We start from the raw sequence: 16980 nt of genomic DNA on the forward strand, positions 1-16980 counted from the left end.
ATGCCTAGTGATCCCATGACCCGGCCCGCTGCCTCCAGCGGCTCGCTGAAATCCGAATTCATCGCATTCAAGACCAACCGCATCGTCGAGGTGGCCAGCCACCTGTTCTACGAACGCGGCTACAGCAGCTGCACGCTCGACAATGTCGCGAACCAGCTCAGCGTCACCAAGCCCTTCCTCTATTCCTATTTCAAGAACAAGGAGGCGATCCTCGCGGCGATCTGCGAGGTGGGCATCAGTGAGGCGCTGGCGGTGCTGGAGATCGTGCTGGCGGATACGCATGCCAGCCACCGCGCCCGTCTGGCCGAGGTCGTGCGCAAGGTCGGGCAGATCGTCATCGACCGGCAGGAATATGTCGTCGTGTACCTGCGCGAGATGAAGCATCTCAGCGCGGACGACAGCAAACGCCTGCTTCGGCTGCGCCACAGTTTCGATCACCAGATCGGCGAGATGATCCGCGAAGGCGTCGCCAGCGGCGAGTTTCGCGAGGATATCGACCCGTTTGTCGCGGTGTGGATCGGCGGTCTCATCAGCTGGATCCCCACCTGGTATTCGCCCAATGGACAGCGATCCGCTGAAGAGGTGGTCGAATATCTCGTGCAGGCCGCGCTGCGGCTTGCCGGCGCGGAATAGCGGCAAAAGGTTCTAAAAACAGCAAGGCCTGGACTGGTCGATTTGGGACCACAACCATAGCCGTAACACAAGATACTGACCGGTAGAAAATTATAGAGCCGGTAAATTAGGGAGGTTGAACATGAAGGCGAACATCAAACATCTGCTGTCGGCTACGGCATTGGCGTCCTTTGGCATCGCTTCACCAGCGTTTGCGCAAGAGGCAAGCCAGGGCGCCACCGAGCAGGAAGGCGGCGAAGACAGCACGATCATCGTGACCGCGACCCGGTCCGGCAAGTCGCTGGAGGATACCGGCGCGTCGATCTCTGTCCTTGGCGCCGAGGATTTTGGTGCAGGCGGCATCGAGAATGCCGGCGACCTGGCTGCGGCCATTCCCAACCTGTCCGTGGGCGATCAGTTCGGCGTCAACCGTACCTTCATTCGCGGCATCGGCCTGACCAGCATCGATCTGGGTGCCGATGGTGCCGTCGCGTTCCTTCAGAACGGCGCGATGATCAGCCGCCCGGCAGCGCAGCTCAGCGGCTTTTATGACGTCCAGCAGATCGAGGTGCTGCGCGGACCGCAGGGAACGACTTATGGTCGCGGTGCCACCGGCGGCGTCATCAACATCGTCACCGGACGGCCCACCGCCGAATGGGGCGGCTTTGCCCGCGCCACCTATGGCAACTATGATGCCCTCACGGTCGAGGGCGCCCTGGGTGGCCCGATTGCGGGCGACACGCTGATGGCGCGCGTCGCGGGCAAATATGAAAAGCGCGATGGCTTTGGCACCAACCTGTTCACCGGCAATCCTGTCGATGACCGCGACGCCTATGCCATTCGCGGTTCGCTGCTCGCCAAGTTCTCGCCGGACCTTGAGCTGCTGATCGTCGCCGATCATTTCAAGGAAGACGACAACAACTACGCATTCCACTATTTCGGCCCCACGGTCGCCCCCGAGGCGGTGCTGGCATCGAAGCTGCTGGGCGGGCGGACGATCTTCGACTTCTATGCAGCGCGCGGCGAAACGCCGAACCTGCGCAACATCTATTCGAACGAAGACGCGATCAACAAGCGCGACGGGTCAAGCATCCAGGGTGTCCTGACCTGGAATTCGGGCGATTTCTCGCTCGTCTCCACCACGGCGTACCGCGAGTTCGAGCGCTTCAACCGCAATGACCTCGATATCAGCGACATCAATGCCTTCGGTCAGAACAACTATACCGAAGACAGCAAGTCGTTCAGCCAGGAAGTGAACTTCACCTACAAGGCAAACAACCTGACGCTGCTGGGCGGTGCGACCTATTTCGAGGAGAAGCTGTTCGGCGAAGTGCGCGTGCCCACAGTGAACCTCGCCCGTTTTTTCAACATCGCGCTGGGCACCAACCTGCCCGGCAACCTGTTCGACAACGGCTTCTACCTGCAGCGCGGCACGGTGAAGACCAAGGCGGCGGGCGCCTATCTCGAGGCAGCGCTCGAGATCCTGCCCGATCTGACGATCACGGCAGGCGCGCGGTACAACTGGGAAGAGCGCGCAGGCGTGGGACGGTTCACGTTCGATGCGCAGGGGCTCGACATCCCCACCGACAAGACCGGCAGCTGGAACGCGATCACGCCCAAGTTCGCGATCGAATACCGCACGCCCGGCGGCACGTTGTTCTACGGCAAGGCCACGCGCGGCTTCAAATCGGGCGTGGTCAACATCGGCAGCGCCAATGCGGTGATCGATCCTGAATATGTATGGAGCTATGAGGCCGGTTTCCGCGGCGAAACTGCAGACCGGACGTTCGGCTTTGCCGGCGCGGCCTTCTATTACGATTATACCAACCTGCAGGTGGGCTTCGTCAACGCCAACAGCATCGTGGAAACGATCAATGCTGCAGCGGCGCGCAACTATGGCGTCGAGCTTGAGGCGACCATCCGCCCCGCGCAGAACACCACGGTGCGCATTTACGGCACCTATCTGAACGCGAAATACCAGGATTTCTGCAACGGCTATTACGCGGCTGGCAACGCGGCTCGCCCTCAATATCCCACCTGCTCCACTGATCCGGGCCTGGTCGACCTGTCGGGCAACCGGCTGTCCAACGCCCCCAAGTACACGGTCGCGGCCTTCGTCGACCAGCGCTTCGAACTGGGCGATTCCGGGTTCCTCGATCTGGCCGCCGACATCAATCTGCAGGACGAGGTGTTCTTCACCGAGTTCAACAACAACGATGCGCGGCAGGAAGCCTTCGCTCTGGTCAACGCCAGCGTCACCTATCGTTCGCCCGACGAACGCTGGTCGCTGGCCTTGTGGGGCAAGAACCTGACCGACAAATTCGCGCTGGCCAACACGATCATCGCTGCGCCGCTTTACAGCTTCGTGTCGGTGGGATCGCTGCGGCCCCCGCGCACCTATGGCATCACGCTCGGCGCCGAATTCTGATCGGGAGGATGCCATTGTGGACGCAGCCTTCACCATCGGTAGCCACAAGGTCTACCGGCTAGAGGAATGGCAGGGCGGGTTCAGCCCGCCCGAGGCCCTGTTTGCAGAGTATGAAGAGGCCGCCTTCCGCGAGCAGGCGGCCGGCTTCGAGCCTGCATTCCTGCGCGATGGGCTGATCTACGGCTATCTTCAAAGCTGGCTGATCGACACCGGCAGCGAGCGGATCATCGTCGATACTGGGGCGGGCAATGACAAGGACCGCCCCGGCATCCCGATCTTCGGGCAGCTGGCTACGCCGTTTCTCGAGGGGCTGAAGGCCGCAGGTTTCGAACCCGGCGACATCGACAAGGTCTTCTGCACGCACCTTCACATCGACCATGTCGGGTGGAACACGCAGTTGCGCGACGGCAGCTGGCAGCCGACCTTTCCCAACGCGCGCTACTATTTCCCCCGGGTGGACGAAGCGGCGTGGAACCCGGCCAAGGCGCAGTACGCGACGCTGGCAGGGGCCGGCGTCAACGCCAACGTCTTCGAAGACAGCGTGCAGCCGGTCATCGACGCCGGCCTTGCCGAACTGATCGATGATGGCGCATTGATCGCTCCAGGCATGACCGCCTGGGCCTCCCCTGGCCACACCCCTGGCCATATGGTGCTGGAGGTGGAAGCCGGTGGCGAGGCGGCTCTGTTCACCGGCGACATCCTGCATCACCCGATGCAGCTGGTCCGCCCCGACTGGAACAGCGTCTATTGCGAAGACCGCCATGCAGCAGCCAGCACGCGACGGCGCGTTCTGGAACGCGCCAGCGATACAGGCGCGCGCATCGTGCCTGCCCATTTCGGCGCGCCGCATTCGGTATTTGTCGATCGCGGCGCCGACGGGACATTCGTGCCGCGCACCCTTCGATAACCAGGAGAAACCTTGTGACACACGACCCTGTTCCGCGTTTCTCTCCCGATGATGCAGCATTGAAGGCGAATCCATACCCCGCTTTCGGTCGGCTGCGCGAAGACGATCCGATGCATTGGGCAGAGCATGGCTATTGGGTTGTCAGCCGCCACGAGGACGTTCGCGGCGTCCTGATGAACCGCGATGACTTCGGCCAGGGCGATTTCGTCGAGAATATCCGGCTGTTCTATGGCCCGGACTTCGATGTGATGGGGCAACGGGGCTACAAATGGCTGTCCGAGGTGTTCCTGATGCAGGACCCGCCGCACCACACGCGGGTGCGCGGGCTGGTGACCGGCGCGCTCACCGCCAGGCGCGTCCGAACGATGGAACCGCGCATTCGCGAAATCACCGACCGGCTGATCGACAGCTTCGCCGCCGACGGGCAGGCCGACCTGATCGCGCGCTTCGCCTATGAACTGCCCGTGCGGGTGATGTGCGACATGCTGGGAATCGATCCGGAGGACGAGCGGCTGCCGGCGGTCATCAACGCCATAGCGCAGAGCTTCATCGTGTTCGAAGCGCGCGCGCTGACGGCAGATGAGCTTGCGACGGCCAACACGCAGATCGCGGTGCTCCAGCGGTTCTTCGAAAGCCTGTTCGACGAGCGCAAGGCGGCGCCGCAGGATGATCTGGCAACGGCGCTGGTGCAGGCCGGGGGCAAGGAGGACGCGCTATCGCACGATGAGCTGGTGACCGTGGCGATCGGCCTGTTTGGCGCGGGTTTCGAAACGACCGCGCACATGATCGGCAACGGCCTGCTGACGTTCAGCCGGTTTCCCGATCAGTGGCAGCTCCTTCTCAGCGATCCGGTCGCGCTGTCAGCCGGAACGGTCGATGAAATTCTGCGCTACGAAAGCTCGCTGATCGCGACCTATCGCACCGCATTGCGCGCCACCGAGGTGCACGGACAGGCTGTCGCCAGGGGTGAAAAGGTGCTGACGCTGATCGGTGCGGGCAATCGTGATCCGCGCGTGTTCGGCAACCCGGACAGCTTCGACATAGGCCGCGAAAATGCCGCCAAGCATCTGAGCTTCGGCGGCGGAATTCATTTTTGTGTCGGCGCAGAACTGGCGCGGCTGGAAGGGCGGATCGCATTCGAGCGGCTGGCGACACGGCTGCCGGGGTTGCGCGTCGATACCCGCGCGCCGGCCTGGCGCGACGGCTTCCTGTTCCGGGGACTGGGCACGCTTCCCGCCCATTGGTAACCTATCAGGGAAGCACGACGACCTTGCCGATGCGATCGCCCGCTGCCAGCGCACGAAACGCTGCGGGCGCATCGGCGAGGGCAAACGTCTGGGCAATCACCGGCCTGATCTGCTGGCGGCTGGCCATGCGAAAGATGACGCCCAGTATCTCGCGCACCCGCTCGGGATCGCTTTCGCCCAGATAGCGCGCATCGACCCCCGCCAGCTCGCCTGACTTCAGCAGCGGCAGGTTGGTCGGAAGTTTTGCGATGCCCTCCCCGGACGCAAAGCCGACCACCAGATGGCGACCATGCTTGGCGAGCGATCGAAAGCAGGGCTCGAGCAGCGAACCGCCCACAGGATCGAAGACTCGGTCGACACCGCCGGGGAAACGCGCCTTCAGCGCCGCACGCCAATCCGGGTTGCGGTAGTCCAGCACCATATCAGCCCCCAGCCTGGCAACATGGCGCAGTTTGGCCTCGCCCGAGGCCAGCGCGATGACACTGCCGCCACTGGCATGGGCCAGCTGGACCGCTGCCGACCCGACACCGCCCGAAGCACCGGTCACCAGCAGCGTGTAGTGCGCCTGAAACTGACCGCGATCGAACAGGCCATAATAGGCTGTCAGGAAATCGAGGATCAGGGCCGAGGCCTCAGGCGACGGCAGGTCATCGGGGACTGCAACGCTGTTGGCCGCCTTGACGATCGCCCGTTCGGCCAATCCGCCGCCGAACTGCCAGCTGGCGATGCGCTGACCCGGCAGGAAGCCGGTGACGCCCGCCCCCAGCGCCACGATCCGCCCGACGATCTCGCCGCCCGGAACGAACGGCACCGCAGGCTGAACCTGATACAGGCCGCGCATCACCAGGGCATCGACAAAGCCCAGCGCCGTCGCCTCGACGCGCAGAAGCATTTCCCCTGCGCCCGGGGTGCCGACGGCGCGCTCTTCGACAGCAAAGGCCTCGACTTCGCCCAGGCGATGCCCCTGAAAGGCTTTCATCGTGCCCGTGCTGCCGGCCATTCAGCCAGCGTCCGCCAATGCGGGGCTAGCGCCTTGTGTCTTGCCGAACTCCAGGTCGTCCACGTTCGGCGTCCGCGTCATCCGCCAGAAGGCATCGTTGCGCCAGGGCGTGATCGCGACCACGCGGCCCTTGGCATTGCGGTACCAGTTTTCCGTGCCCGGATGCGTCCAGACAAGCCTTTCGTGCGCCTCGTCGATCTGGCGGCGGTAATCCTGATACACCTCATCCTTCACTTCGACGGTGTCCGCCCCTTCCCTCGCGCTGGCAAGAACGACTTCGCCGGCGAAGTGCATCTGGTTTTCGATGTTGCGGATCATGCTGCCGCCATGGCCTGACCCAACATTGGGTCCGAGCAGGATGAACATGTTGGGAAAGCCGGGAACCAGCGTCCCCAGATAGGCTGCCGCGTCATCCTCGCCCCACAGGTCGCGCAACACCTGCCCGCCCTTTCCGACGACGTCGTACGACCCCAGCACCCGCGTCGTCTGGAACCCGGTCGCCAGGATGATCACATCTGCCTCGATCTCGATGCCCGATGACGAGAACAGGCGGCTGCCTTCGACCTTGGCCAGATGCTCGGGGATCAGCCGCGTGTTCGGCTTGCGCAGCATGCGGTACCAGCCATTGTCCAGCAGCATGCGCTTGGCAAACGGCGGGTAGTCGGGGAGCACCGCCTCGATGAGTTCGGGGCGATCCGCCAGCTGCTCCTCGACATAGCGCGTGAAATGGCGGCGATGGCCGTCGTTGATTTCATTGACCGCGCGCTCGGGGTGCGGCCATTGCGGGTCGCGGCGCAAGGTGCCGTGGACCCGGTCGTTGAAGGTCCAGGACAGGCGCTGTTCCAGCCACATGCGATACAGCGGCACAGCCTGCATCAGATAGCGCACGCCTGCGGGTACATCCTTGCGAAACTGCGGGAACGGCGCGGCCCATTGCTTGGAGCGCGCAAAGACGGTGAGCGCGGCGGCCTCGTCTGCCACCGCTGGCGCAACCTGCATTCCCGACGCCCCATTGCCGATCACCGCGATGCGCTTGCCGGCCAAGTCGATGTCCTTGGGCCAGCGGCTGGTGTGGATGACCTCGCCGGTAAAGGATTCCAGCCCCGCGATCCTGGGATATTGCGGGATGTTGAGGATGCCGACGGCGCTGAACAGGTAATCGGCGCGGTGTGTCGCGATCGATCCATCGGGCTTCGATACGGTGACCTCCCACTGATCGGCCCCTTCGATCCAGCGTGCGGCTTCGACCTTCGAGCTGAACTGCGTGCGCGCTGCCAGTCCGTACTCGCGGGCGGTGTCGAGCAGATAGCCTTCGATCTCGTCGCGCAGCGGAAAATATTTCGACCAGTCGTTGGGACGGCAGGAGAAGGTATAGGTTAGCGAAGGGGTATCGACACCGCAGCCGGGGTAGCGGTTTTCAAACCACGTGCCGCCGAAATCCTCGTTCTTTTCGAAGATGACATGGTCGATACCGAGCCGCTGAAGCTCGATGCCTGCGCAAATTCCGGAAATGCCCGCGCCGATCACGATCGCCGATTTGCTCTTGAGCATCGGCGGCGCATCGCGTTGCACCGGCGGCTTCGTCATGCCGGCAGCGATGATGTCGCCATATTCCTCAGGGACATGCTCGGTCATCGCGACGCTCAGCATCTTCGCCAGCTGCGCATTGTCCGGCTGGGGCAGTGCCAGCGGCTTGCCGTTCAGCCACGCCTTGATGGCCTCAAGCGCATGGTGGCGGACCTGCTGCTGAGTTTCCTCATCCAGCTGGCCGCTGTCATTGTCATCGAGGCCCGGCGCGCGCTTCGGCACGAACGGCTCCTCGAGCCACCGCGCTTCGCCGGTCATCTGGTGCAGCAGCATCAGCAGCGACGGGATATTGCCGTGCTCGACCCCTGACTCCAGAAGTGGCCAGTCGATCTGATTGGGAGAAATCGGCCGGTCAGGCAATGCATGTGTCATGTCGAAAAATATCCTGGAACAATCGAAATTGCGGCAAGGCGACCATCTGGCCCGGCTGACCGGGCCAGATGCGCAGAAAGGTTGAAACTGGCCGACGCAGCGGGGCCGATCATGGTGTAAACGCTTCCCGGCGAACCCGCAGACCAGCCGCTTCGCGATCCCATGTGTCGCTGGTCACGCCCTGCTTGCGCAGATCGGTCTTCAGCACCTTGGCAGACGGGGTCTTGGGCAGCTCGTCGAGCACGCGGAAATAGCGCGGCACCATGAAATACGGCATCGTCTCGATCAGAAACTCAGCCAATACCCGGCAGTCGATCGACCGGCCCGGAACGGGTGCGACCACCACCATGACCTCGTCCTCCGAATATTCGCTCGGCACCGCAATCGCCGCCGCCTCGCGCACATCGGGGTGACGGCAGACCTCCGCTTCGACCTCGAATGACGAGATATTCTCACCGCGGCGGCGGATCGCGTCCTTCACCCGGTCGACGAAATAGAAATAGCCTTCGTCATCGCGGCGGAACGCATCGCCGGTGTGGAACCAGCCGTTGCGCCAGGCTTCGGCGGTGGCTTCTGGGTTGGCGTTATAGCCGCTGTTCATCGCCCAGGGCCGGTCGGTGCGCACCAGCATCTCGCCGATCTCTCCAACCGCCACTTCGCAATCGTTGCGATCGACCAGCCTGACCTCGACGCCGGGACGCACCTTGCCGCAGGTTCCGATCTTGACCGGATTGGCCTCCGAAACGACGGGCGACGACACCTCGGTCATGTTGAAGATCGTGTAGATGTCGATCCCGAAACGTTCGTTGAACGCCGCCGCATCACCGGTCAGCGGCACCATGAACGCCTTCCTGACGCAATGGTCGCGATCCTGCGGCGAAGGCTGCGCCTTGAGCAGGAATGTCGCCATCACGCCAAGCAGAAACACGACCGTCGCACCGGTACGCTTGGCCACCGACCAGAACTCGTCGGTCGAGAAATTGTCGATCAGCGCCACCGAAGCCCCGCGCGCCAGCATGACGAACGGAGGCCCCATGCCACCGATGTGGAAGATCGGCGCGACGCACATGTAGCGGTCGTCCTCTCCCACCATCGGCCAGCTTTCCGGCCCGGCGTTGGAGAACATGTGGAGGTACGAGGACAGCACGCCCTTCGACGGACCCGTCGTGCCCGAGGTGTAGATGATCGACTGGATGTCCCACGGCTCGATCGCGCGCTCCAGCGGCAGGTCGTCGGCGGGGTCGCCTTCGACGTCGTCGAACCGAACCGAGGGCAGCGGTGCGTTCTCGACCGGGTTGCTGGTGGTGATGACCAACTGCTCGAGCTGGCCAAGCTCGACGCCATTCAGGCGCGCGACAAGGTCGGGATGCACCAGCAGCAGCCGCGCTGCCGAGTTGACCAGCACATGTTCCAGCAGCGCGCCCCTGTAGGCGGTGTTGAACGGCACGAACACGGCCCCCAGATAGTTGATCGCATAAAACGCGATCAGCGCGTCCGGTCCGTTCGGCAACCATACGGCCACCCGGTCACCCTGCCGCACACCCAGCTGGCGCAGTCCGGCGGCCTTGGCGCGAACGCGGGCGTGCACGTCTGCGAAGCTCCACTCGGTGCCATCGGCAAAGACGACATGCGCCTTGGACGATCGCTCGTCCGCCCAGCGGTCGAGCAGATAGCGCAGCACGCATTCGTCGCGGTTGGGAATGCGGGGATCCAGAAAGTCCCGCGATCTTTCAGCATTCGGCATGATGCTTCCTTGTGCTTGGGGCGATGTGGCCACGGATGAGCGCGCCGTCACGCCGCGCGACGCAGGATTTCGAGAATGTCGGCTGCTGAAGTCACCGGGCGCGGGTTGGTGCGGCCCCAGATGTCGAGCAGCGTGTATTCGGCGACCTGCTGGAAGCGCGATTCATCCACGCCCACTTCGCTGAGCCGACGCGGCATGCCCAAGCCTGCGATGAAGCTGTCGAGTGCGGCAGAGGCGCTTTCGTGCGCGCCGCCCAGCGCCGCCAGAGTCCGCACCTGCCGGCTGGCATCGTGCTCGGCATTCCACGCCAGGACATAGGGCGACATCACGCATGACGTATAGCCATGCGGAACATCGCAGGTCCCGCCCAGAATGTGGCCGATGGCGTGGCTGGCCCCCATTGGCACCCCGCCGATGATGCTGATCATCGATTGCCAGGCGCCGATCTGGCATTTCAGGCGGCCTTCCATGTCATTGGGATCCGCCTTCACGCGAGGCAGGCCTTCGACCAGCAGCCGCAGCGCGCTTTCGGCCAGACCATCGGCAAAATCGTTCGACTGATAGGAAGACAGAGTCTCGACCGCATGATCGACCGAACGCACCCCGGTCGACAGCCACAGCCATTCGGGCGTGTGCCGGGTGATTGCGGGGTCCAATATCACCATGACCGGCGCCATCTTGGCGTGTTCGTAGCCCTGCTTGTGCTGCGTAACCTCGTCGGTCGCACCTGACAGCGCATTGAACTCTCCGCCCGACAACGTGGTCGGCACGCAAATGACCGGAATGTCGGGGCCAACGGTGACGGGGTTCACGACCTCGCCCGCATCGGTGACATAGGTGCGCAGCGGTTCGAAGGCTTCGACGCTGCGGACATCGTGCTTGATCAGCAGCGCGACAATCTTGGCGGCATCGGTCGCAGACCCTCCGCCCACCGACACGATCAGGTCCGCACCCGCATCACGCGCAGCATCGGTGGCCTTGAGCACATCGGCGCGCGGTGCGTGCGGAGCAATTCCGCTGAAGGTGCCTGCATGGCTGGATCCCAGCCGGGCCTCGATCCTGGTGATTTCATCAGTGTTTTCCCGCAGGCTCGCAGAGACCAGCAGAAACACCTTGCTGCAACCCATCTTGGCTGCCTGATCGGCGAGCGCTTCTGCCGTCGGAACGCCCATGGTCACGCGCTCGGTGCGGGTGAAGCGAAGTTCGCTCGGGGTAATTTCAGCCATCATCCAGTCTCCTCTTGCGGCCCGGTCTGTGCCGGCCTCGTGAATCAGATAGTGACAGGACAAGCAGATACTGGCTAGTATATTTTTCAACTGATGAGAATATTCTCTGCTGCCCGGCAGCAGGTCATGGGGAGCAAAGTCGTTATGAATGCACCGGTCAATGGCGCGCTGCCGCCTGCCGCGAACATCCGGATCCTCGAGTTTTCCGGTCTGGGCCCTACCCCGTTCGGGGCGATGCTGCTCGCCGATCTTGGCGCCGATGTGCTGCGGATCGAGCGTTTTGGCGCCGCGCGGCCCCTGGGCGGTGACGAGCAATACGACTTTCTCTACCGCAGCCGCCCCTCCGTCGCGATCGATCTGAAATCGCCAGCCGGGCTCGCGCTGGTCCGCGATCTGGCGATGCAGGCCGATGTGGTAATCGAAGGCTACAGGCCTGGCGCCATGGAACGGCTGGGCCTGGGGCCAGAGATCCTGTGCGATGCCAACCCCCGGCTGATTTACGCGCGGATGAGCGGCTGGGGCCAGACCGGTCCGCTCGCCGGACGCGCGGGGCATGATATCAACTACCTGGCCATGACAGGCGCGCTGTACCCGATGGGGCCCGCCGATGGCCCGCCGCTGCCGCCTGTGAACCTGGTGGGCAATTTTGGTGGTGGGGGTACCTTCCTGGCCATGGGGGTGCTCGCCGCGCTGCTGGAGCGGCAGCGATCGGGCAAGGGCCAGGTTCTGGATGTTGCGATGGTGGACGGAGTTTCGGTGCTGCTGACCCAGATGGCAGGCTGGATGCAGATGGGTTTGTGGAACAGGGGCCGCGGCGGCAATCTGCTGGATGGCAGCGCCTATTTCTACCGCTGCTATGAGACTGCCGATGGTCGGCACATGGCGGTGGGTGCGCTCGAGCGCGAATTTCACGATGCGTTCCTCGCGGGGCTCGGGCTCGATCCCCAGCACTTTGGCGATTATCTCAACCCCGCCGTATGGCCCGACCGCGCGCAGCAGGTGACGCAAATCTTCCTGTCGAGCACGCAGGCCGAGTGGCGCGCGATCTTCGATCATCTCGATGCCTGCGTTTCTCCCGTGCTGACCTTTCATGAGGCCGCCGGTGATCCGGCGAACCGTGACCGGCATGTCCATGCGCATGAGGGTCCATCGCTGCAACCGGCACCGGCGCCGCGTTTTGACCGGTCACCTGGCCGGTCACCCGATGCTGTCGTATCGAGAGGCGATCCGGCGGATAGCCTGGCAGGCTGGTCAGTCAGCGCCGAGCAGGTTCAGCAGCTCCAGCAGACGAGGGTGTTGCAGTAGCAGGCGACAGCGCGCAGGAACCAACCCGCCCCGGCAAGCGCGGGCAGATCAGCCATCCGGCTATCATCGGGGATGCCGGTCGCTCCTTGACCGGTAGCATGCCCGATACGAAGTGCGCCGCACTGCCTGGGCAATGCGGCGCACAAAGAGATCGGGTGATGGCCGGCTAGCTTCATTCGACCACCACCCGAATGATGAGTTCACGGTCGCATAGAACTCAGCATCTGGTGGCTCGGCGTCCCCTTTTTCCCTTCGGGCGTGGCTGACGCAGGTGTGGTGATCAGGGCCGGACGCGGCAGGAACCTCGGTGCGGCAGACGCGCGGACGATCATGACCATACTCCCCCAGCGGGCCGGACATTCCGGGTCGGGCCAGCTCATGCGGGGGTTGATGGGGCATCGCCGACCGCGCCGATACACCATGCGTCATGCTACCATATCATGGGATATCGCTGATGCGTTGGTGCGCCGGTCCGGCACGCCATCGATCCGCTGGCCCCAGCCTCATCCAGCGCCAGCACAGCCCCCTAGGTCCGCAGAGCAAAGCGCGCTAAGCTGGCCTTGAGGGTGCCACTAGCGGCGCCTTTTGCGTCGAAAGGGACAAGCCATGCGCGCTGCGTTCATTGCACTTGCCGTACTCGTTGCTCATCCAGCCTGGGCGCAGGCGTTGCCCAAGCCGGTGCCATCGGCAGGCACGCCCCAGGACATTCCGGGGGCGGTGGAGAAACCGAACCCCGCACTGAAATACCGCATCCTGTATGATGTGTCCGAACCGAACCGCGACAAGGCGCAGCCCCATCAGACCTTCCGGCGCGCAGCGAGCCTGATGAACAGCATGGCCGCGCATGGCGTGAAGCCCGCCGCAGGCGACATCGCCATCGTCGTGCACGGCGCGCCAGACAGAAACCTGCTGACCGATGCCGCGCACATGAAGCGTCATGGCACGCCCAACCCGAGCCGCCAGCTGGTGGAAGAACTGGCAGCGGCGGGCGTTTCGATCCGGCTGTGCGGCCAATCGTATCTGGCGAGGGGCTATGACCGCAATGACCTGCTGCCAGAGGTCCAGCTGGACCTGATGGCAATGGTGACGATCGCCAACCTGATGGCCCAAGGCTATGGTGTCGTGCGCGACGATTGACCGGCGCAGGCGGTTCGCCATCGGCTGGCGCCCTCAGGCCACCGCGTCGGCGACAACCATGACGGCCGCATGCCGCGCGCCCTGGTACGACCGCACGGCCGTGTGCTGAAAATTGACAGGCGGACCGCAGCCTATCTCCACGAAAAAGGGTGACCGCATGATGCGGCCACCCTTTCAGGCAGAAACGCTGCTGCGCGCTCCAGACACCGATGCGATCAGGCATCGGCAGCGCATAGAATCAGGAATACAGCTTCTTGCTGGCTTGCTTCTTGTCACGGCGCTTCTTGAGCAGATAACCGCCCGCGCCAATGGCCAGCATCGACGGCAGGCTCATGCGAGACACGATGAACGGGATCGCCGTTGCCGCGATTGCGCCAGTGGTGGCACCGGCAGCGCTGTCAGCCTTGGGCGACTTGCCTGCGAGCTTTGCGCCCACGACTGCACCGATAATGTTCTTGATCATTCGATTTCTCCTTCATTGCGCTTTACCGCGCACGAGCGATATGGTTCCCGATCCGTCCACCGGCGGATGCGGCCAAAACGCTGCAATGACATCGGCCATCCAGCGCTGCTCGCAAGCTTGCGCGAGGGCCGTCGTTATGGTGTGGTCCGATCCATGAAGTCACCGTGCAACCAGACCTGCAGGATCCATCACCGCACGGGCTATTGCGAAGGCTGTGGGCGCGATCTGGACGAAATCCAGGAATGGCCGACGGCATCGGTCGGCAGACGGCAGCAGATTCTGTCGGCCCTGCCCTCGCGAATGGCCGAAATGGCCGAGGCCGTCGATAGCCAGGCCTGCCAGGCTGCGGCCCGGTCCAGAGAGCCGTCCAAAGCCCTGCCCTAAGGCAGAACCTCGAACGTCAGCCCGGCATGGGCCTGCAGCCGTTCGATTAGCCGATCGCCAAGGATCGTGGCAGGCGTCCAGAAACCACCCGGCACATCGTCGGGGACGTCCAGGGCCAGGCACGCTGCGGCCTGAGACAGCATCTTGGCGGTTGATCCATAGCCCGGATCACGATCACCGGTGACCCGGCACCTGATCGTATCTCCGCTGGGCGTCACTCCGATGAACATCAACTCGAACCCGCCTTCGATCTGCGCCTTTTCGCTTGGCCCTTCGCCGGGCTTTGGCAGCACGGCTGTTTCGAGCAGCCAGCGGACCGGCGGCAGCGCCAGCCCGACCATCAGCGCGTTCACCCCCCATGTCGCCGCTCGCGCCATGGCCTTGCTGCGGGCAATGGTGGCCTCTTCATAGCGGAAGCGCAGACCATAGCTGTTGCCGCTCATCGCGTTCGACCGATGCACGACCCGCGTGTTGATTGCGGCCATGATGAACGGCGCGATCCAGCCACCCGAGGCGGTGTCATGTTCGATCTTCACATCGCGTTGCGGGACCGTGAAGCGATGCCCCGGCGGGCAGAGGCTGTAGGGGTCCTTCAGCTCGCGGCGCAGATCGGCATCGCCGACCGCTTCCTTGACCATGTTGACCATGCTGGCGATGGTGCCCCCCGACGCACCGCCCTTGATACTGACGACACGCATTGCGACCTCTTCACACGGCTGGCCGTACAACGCCCGCGCGCGCTGCTGCAGGAAATGCACTCCCAGATCAGACGGGATCGAATCAAAGCCGCAACAATGCACGATGCGTGCACCGCTCTTGATCGCGTCTGCTTCATGGCGTGCCTGCATCTTGCGGATCCATTGGGGCTCGCCGGTCAGGTCGCAATAGTGCGTTCCGGTGGTGGCGCAGACCTGCACCAGCAGATCACCGTAGAGCGCATAGGGGCCGACCGTGGACATCACGACCTTTGTCCGGGCGCACATCTGCTCCAACGCGTCTTCGTCGGCGGCGTCGGCCACGATCAGCTCGATACCCGTCAGCCCGATCGTGTCGCGGACGCTCTGCAGCTTGCTCAGCGACCGGCCCGCGATCGCCCATCGGACCGACCCGTCCGCAAACTGCTGATGCATGTAGCGGGTGATGATCTGACCGACGAAACTGGTCGCGCCGTAGACGATGATATCGAAGCGTGTGTCGGTCATTCGGGTTCCCATGCGTCAGTGTTTGGGCGATGTCGGCAGCTCAGCATGCCGCCTTCTCCTCCTGCTGCCGACCCAAGCGGATCCGCTGGCGCAACTGTCTGGGATAAACCGCCAGCATCGGCAAGGCCTAAGCAGCCGCCTGCGCAGTGCACCTTGCGAGGCGAGCGGCCATCGGACCGGGGACCTGGGGCCTTTAGCTCAGCTTCAGTTGCTCGAGGCGTTTGCGCGCAGTTGCTCAAGGTCCGCCCGGTCGATGCACAGCCGGACGCCCAGCCTGCCAGTGCCCGCCAGAACCGGCGTTTTGTACACCATCAGCTCGACGCCGGAAATTTCGCCATATTGCGCGCAGGCCCGGACGATCCTGGTCATCAGCCATTCCTGCGTCTCGTAATGACCATCGCGCGCGAGAGCGACGATCTCACCCACCAGGGGATCATAGTCGAACACGAGCGCCATATCGTCTTTCGCGATGAGCACCGCAGACGGATCGATGGCGAGGGTGAGATCAAGATAATGGGCGTCAGGGACGACATCACCCTGAGCATAAGTGCCCAGGTCCACGGGCAGTTCCAGCCCGGTCAGCTCTACGGTGCTTAGCATGGTGATCGGCAATCTCGTTGTTTCAGGGTCAGATCAACGTCGCCAGCCTGACGATCACGATGCCGGCACCGGCGATGTGCGCGAGCGTGATCGCCACGGACAGGCTGTGGAGCGCCTTGAAGCGCCCGGATGCCCCTGCATCGGTGGCGGCGTTGACGGCGGGCATGATCACCTGCCGGGCGACAAATGTGGTGAGCGCAATCGCACCAAGAACCAGCGCGCTGCTGCGATCCCCGGACGCAGCGAACACGGCCGCAGCGGCGGATACCGTCAGCACGAACAGGTAGAAATGGGGAAAGGCCCGGCGGATGAGCGGCCCGGCGGTTTCGGCGGGCAGCGCGGTGAACACGAACGCGGCGAACCCGAAGGCATAGAGGATGGTCCCTCCGAACAGCAGCGCCGTCAGCAGCAAGGCCAACACGATCATCGCCATTCCCCCTTGTTGATGGCGATGTCCATGCAGACAATGGCGCTGAACGGCCAAGCCCCGAACGTCGGTTCACCCCGCCGATTGATGCCCCGTGGCCCAGGCGCGATCAGGGGCCCGGACGCCAGGGTGTTGCGCGCCGTTGCAGTCATCGTCTTCCATCTCCGCCGTAGTGATCAGACCGCACAGGGCTTGTCCCTGCGCACCCATGGCCTTGCGATCGCACGCCGCGGGACGCAGCAATTACGGTCATGCACACATTGCGGATGCAGCCTGAGGTGGCCGACCTCAGTGCCAGCCACGATCGGGGGGGGGGGGGGGGAAACGACAGGTCCTGGG

General features: G+C 63.8%; 15 protein-coding genes. 7 read left to right on the forward strand and 8 right to left on the reverse strand.

The features are described 5' to 3' along the window. Positions 1 to 15 precede the first annotated feature (15 nt). From D618_RS0117060 to D618_RS0117075, 4 genes are all read left to right on the forward strand, one after another. Entirely contained in the window at positions 16 to 633 is a 618-nt protein-coding gene (locus D618_RS0117060) for a TetR/AcrR family transcriptional regulator (RefSeq protein WP_017672753.1), read from the forward strand. 121 nt (positions 634 to 754) lie between these two features. Then, positions 755 to 3040, forward strand: a complete 2286-nt coding sequence (locus tag D618_RS0117065) for a TonB-dependent receptor (RefSeq protein WP_017672754.1) — start codon at positions 755 to 757, stop codon at positions 3038 to 3040. A 16-nt stretch (positions 3041 to 3056) separates the two neighbouring features. Further along, complete coding sequence (locus D618_RS0117070; RefSeq protein ID WP_040371024.1) at positions 3057 to 3947, forward strand: MBL fold metallo-hydrolase; 891 nt, start codon at positions 3057 to 3059, stop codon at positions 3945 to 3947. Positions 3948 to 3961: 14 nt separating this feature from the next. Beyond that, on the forward strand, positions 3962 to 5194 hold the full coding sequence (locus D618_RS0117075) for a cytochrome P450 (protein WP_152414814.1): 1233 nt from the start codon (positions 3962 to 3964) through the stop codon (positions 5192 to 5194). Positions 5195 to 5198: 4 nt separating this feature from the next. Here D618_RS0117075 and D618_RS0117080 read toward each other — a convergent pair whose 3' ends face one another. The 4 genes from D618_RS0117080 to D618_RS0117095 form a co-directional block, all read right to left on the reverse strand. Next, the gene (locus D618_RS0117080; protein WP_017672757.1) at positions 5199 to 6194 is read right to left on the reverse strand and encodes an NADPH:quinone oxidoreductase family protein; all 996 of its coding nucleotides are present in this window, start codon (positions 6192 to 6194) and stop codon (positions 5199 to 5201) included. Beyond that, entirely contained in the window at positions 6195 to 8153 is a 1959-nt protein-coding gene (locus tag D618_RS0117085) for an NAD(P)/FAD-dependent oxidoreductase (RefSeq protein WP_017672758.1), read from the reverse strand. Between the two features lie 109 nt (positions 8154 to 8262). Further along, positions 8263 to 9897, reverse strand: a complete 1635-nt coding sequence (locus D618_RS0117090; protein WP_017672759.1) for an AMP-binding protein — start codon at positions 9895 to 9897, stop codon at positions 8263 to 8265. 47 nt (positions 9898 to 9944) lie between these two features. Further along, positions 9945 to 11123, reverse strand: coding sequence for an iron-containing alcohol dehydrogenase (locus tag D618_RS0117095; protein WP_017672760.1), 1179 nt, complete (start codon positions 11121 to 11123; stop codon positions 9945 to 9947). A gap of 144 nt (positions 11124 to 11267) precedes the next feature. On the opposite strand from D618_RS0117095, the gene D618_RS0117100 reads away from it, so the two are divergent. Then, entirely contained in the window at positions 11268 to 12428 is a 1161-nt protein-coding gene (locus D618_RS0117100) for a CaiB/BaiF CoA-transferase family protein (RefSeq protein ID WP_017672761.1), read from the forward strand. Between the two features lie 606 nt (positions 12429 to 13034). After that, a complete protein-coding gene (locus D618_RS0117105) occupies positions 13035 to 13565 on the forward strand; it encodes a DsrE family protein (RefSeq protein WP_017672762.1) in 531 nt (176 codons plus the stop codon). Between the two features lie 238 nt (positions 13566 to 13803). On the opposite strand, the gene D618_RS18810 is transcribed toward D618_RS0117105, so the two are convergent. After that, complete coding sequence (locus tag D618_RS18810) at positions 13804 to 14028, reverse strand: hypothetical protein (RefSeq protein ID WP_017672764.1); 225 nt, start codon at positions 14026 to 14028, stop codon at positions 13804 to 13806. Between the two features lie 153 nt (positions 14029 to 14181). On the opposite strand from D618_RS18810, the gene D618_RS18815 reads away from it, so the two are divergent. Further along, positions 14182 to 14412 carry a DUF1289 domain-containing protein gene (locus D618_RS18815; RefSeq protein ID WP_238550710.1) on the forward strand — a complete coding sequence of 77 codons (231 nt, stop codon included), beginning with the start codon at positions 14182 to 14184 and terminating at the stop codon, positions 14410 to 14412. On the opposite strand, the gene D618_RS0117125 is transcribed toward D618_RS18815, so the two are convergent. The 3 genes from D618_RS0117125 to D618_RS0117135 form a co-directional block, all read right to left on the reverse strand. Continuing rightward, positions 14409 to 15614 carry a saccharopine dehydrogenase NADP-binding domain-containing protein gene (locus D618_RS0117125; protein WP_017672766.1) on the reverse strand — a complete coding sequence of 402 codons (1206 nt, stop codon included), beginning with the start codon at positions 15612 to 15614 and terminating at the stop codon, positions 14409 to 14411. The genes D618_RS18815 and D618_RS0117125 overlap by 4 nt on opposite strands. 204 nt (positions 15615 to 15818) lie before the next feature. After that, complete coding sequence (locus tag D618_RS0117130) at positions 15819 to 16214, reverse strand: dihydroneopterin aldolase (protein WP_017672767.1); 396 nt, start codon at positions 16212 to 16214, stop codon at positions 15819 to 15821. Positions 16215 to 16242: 28 nt separating this feature from the next. Then, a complete protein-coding gene (locus tag D618_RS0117135; protein WP_026091822.1) occupies positions 16243 to 16641 on the reverse strand; it encodes a DUF4149 domain-containing protein in 399 nt (132 codons plus the stop codon). Positions 16642 to 16980: the final 339 nt, after the last annotated feature.

Source organism: Blastomonas sp. AAP53 (assembly GCF_000331245.1).
Classification (GTDB): domain Bacteria; phylum Pseudomonadota; class Alphaproteobacteria; order Sphingomonadales; family Sphingomonadaceae; genus Blastomonas.

Excerpts from the sequence above, each read along its gene's own strand:
- D618_RS0117060 (WP_017672753.1), top strand. The coding sequence starts at position 16 with ATGACCCGGCCCGCTGCCTCCAGCGGCTCGCTGAAATCCGAATTCATC.
- D618_RS0117065 (WP_017672754.1), top strand. The coding sequence starts at position 755 with ATGAAGGCGAACATCAAACATCTGCTGTCGGCTACGGCATTGGCGTCC.
- D618_RS0117080 (WP_017672757.1), bottom strand. The coding sequence starts at position 6,194 with ATGGCCGGCAGCACGGGCACGATGAAAGCCTTTCAGGGGCATCGCCTG.
- D618_RS0117085 (WP_017672758.1), bottom strand. The coding sequence starts at position 8,153 with ATGACACATGCATTGCCTGACCGGCCGATTTCTCCCAATCAGATCGAC.
- D618_RS0117090 (WP_017672759.1), bottom strand. The coding sequence starts at position 9,897 with ATGCCGAATGCTGAAAGATCGCGGGACTTTCTGGATCCCCGCATTCCC.
- D618_RS0117095 (WP_017672760.1), bottom strand. The coding sequence starts at position 11,123 with ATGGCTGAAATTACCCCGAGCGAACTTCGCTTCACCCGCACCGAGCGC.
- D618_RS0117100 (WP_017672761.1), top strand. The coding sequence starts at position 11,268 with ATGAATGCACCGGTCAATGGCGCGCTGCCGCCTGCCGCGAACATCCGG.
- D618_RS0117105 (WP_017672762.1), top strand. The coding sequence starts at position 13,035 with ATGCGCGCTGCGTTCATTGCACTTGCCGTACTCGTTGCTCATCCAGCC.
- D618_RS18810 (WP_017672764.1), bottom strand. The coding sequence starts at position 14,028 with ATGATCAAGAACATTATCGGTGCAGTCGTGGGCGCAAAGCTCGCAGGC.
- D618_RS18815 (WP_238550710.1), top strand. The coding sequence starts at position 14,182 with ATGAAGTCACCGTGCAACCAGACCTGCAGGATCCATCACCGCACGGGC.
- D618_RS0117125 (WP_017672766.1), bottom strand. The coding sequence starts at position 15,614 with ATGACCGACACACGCTTCGATATCATCGTCTACGGCGCGACCAGTTTC.
- D618_RS0117130 (WP_017672767.1), bottom strand. The coding sequence starts at position 16,214 with ATGCTAAGCACCGTAGAGCTGACCGGGCTGGAACTGCCCGTGGACCTG.
- D618_RS0117135 (WP_026091822.1), bottom strand. The coding sequence starts at position 16,641 with ATGATCGTGTTGGCCTTGCTGCTGACGGCGCTGCTGTTCGGAGGGACC.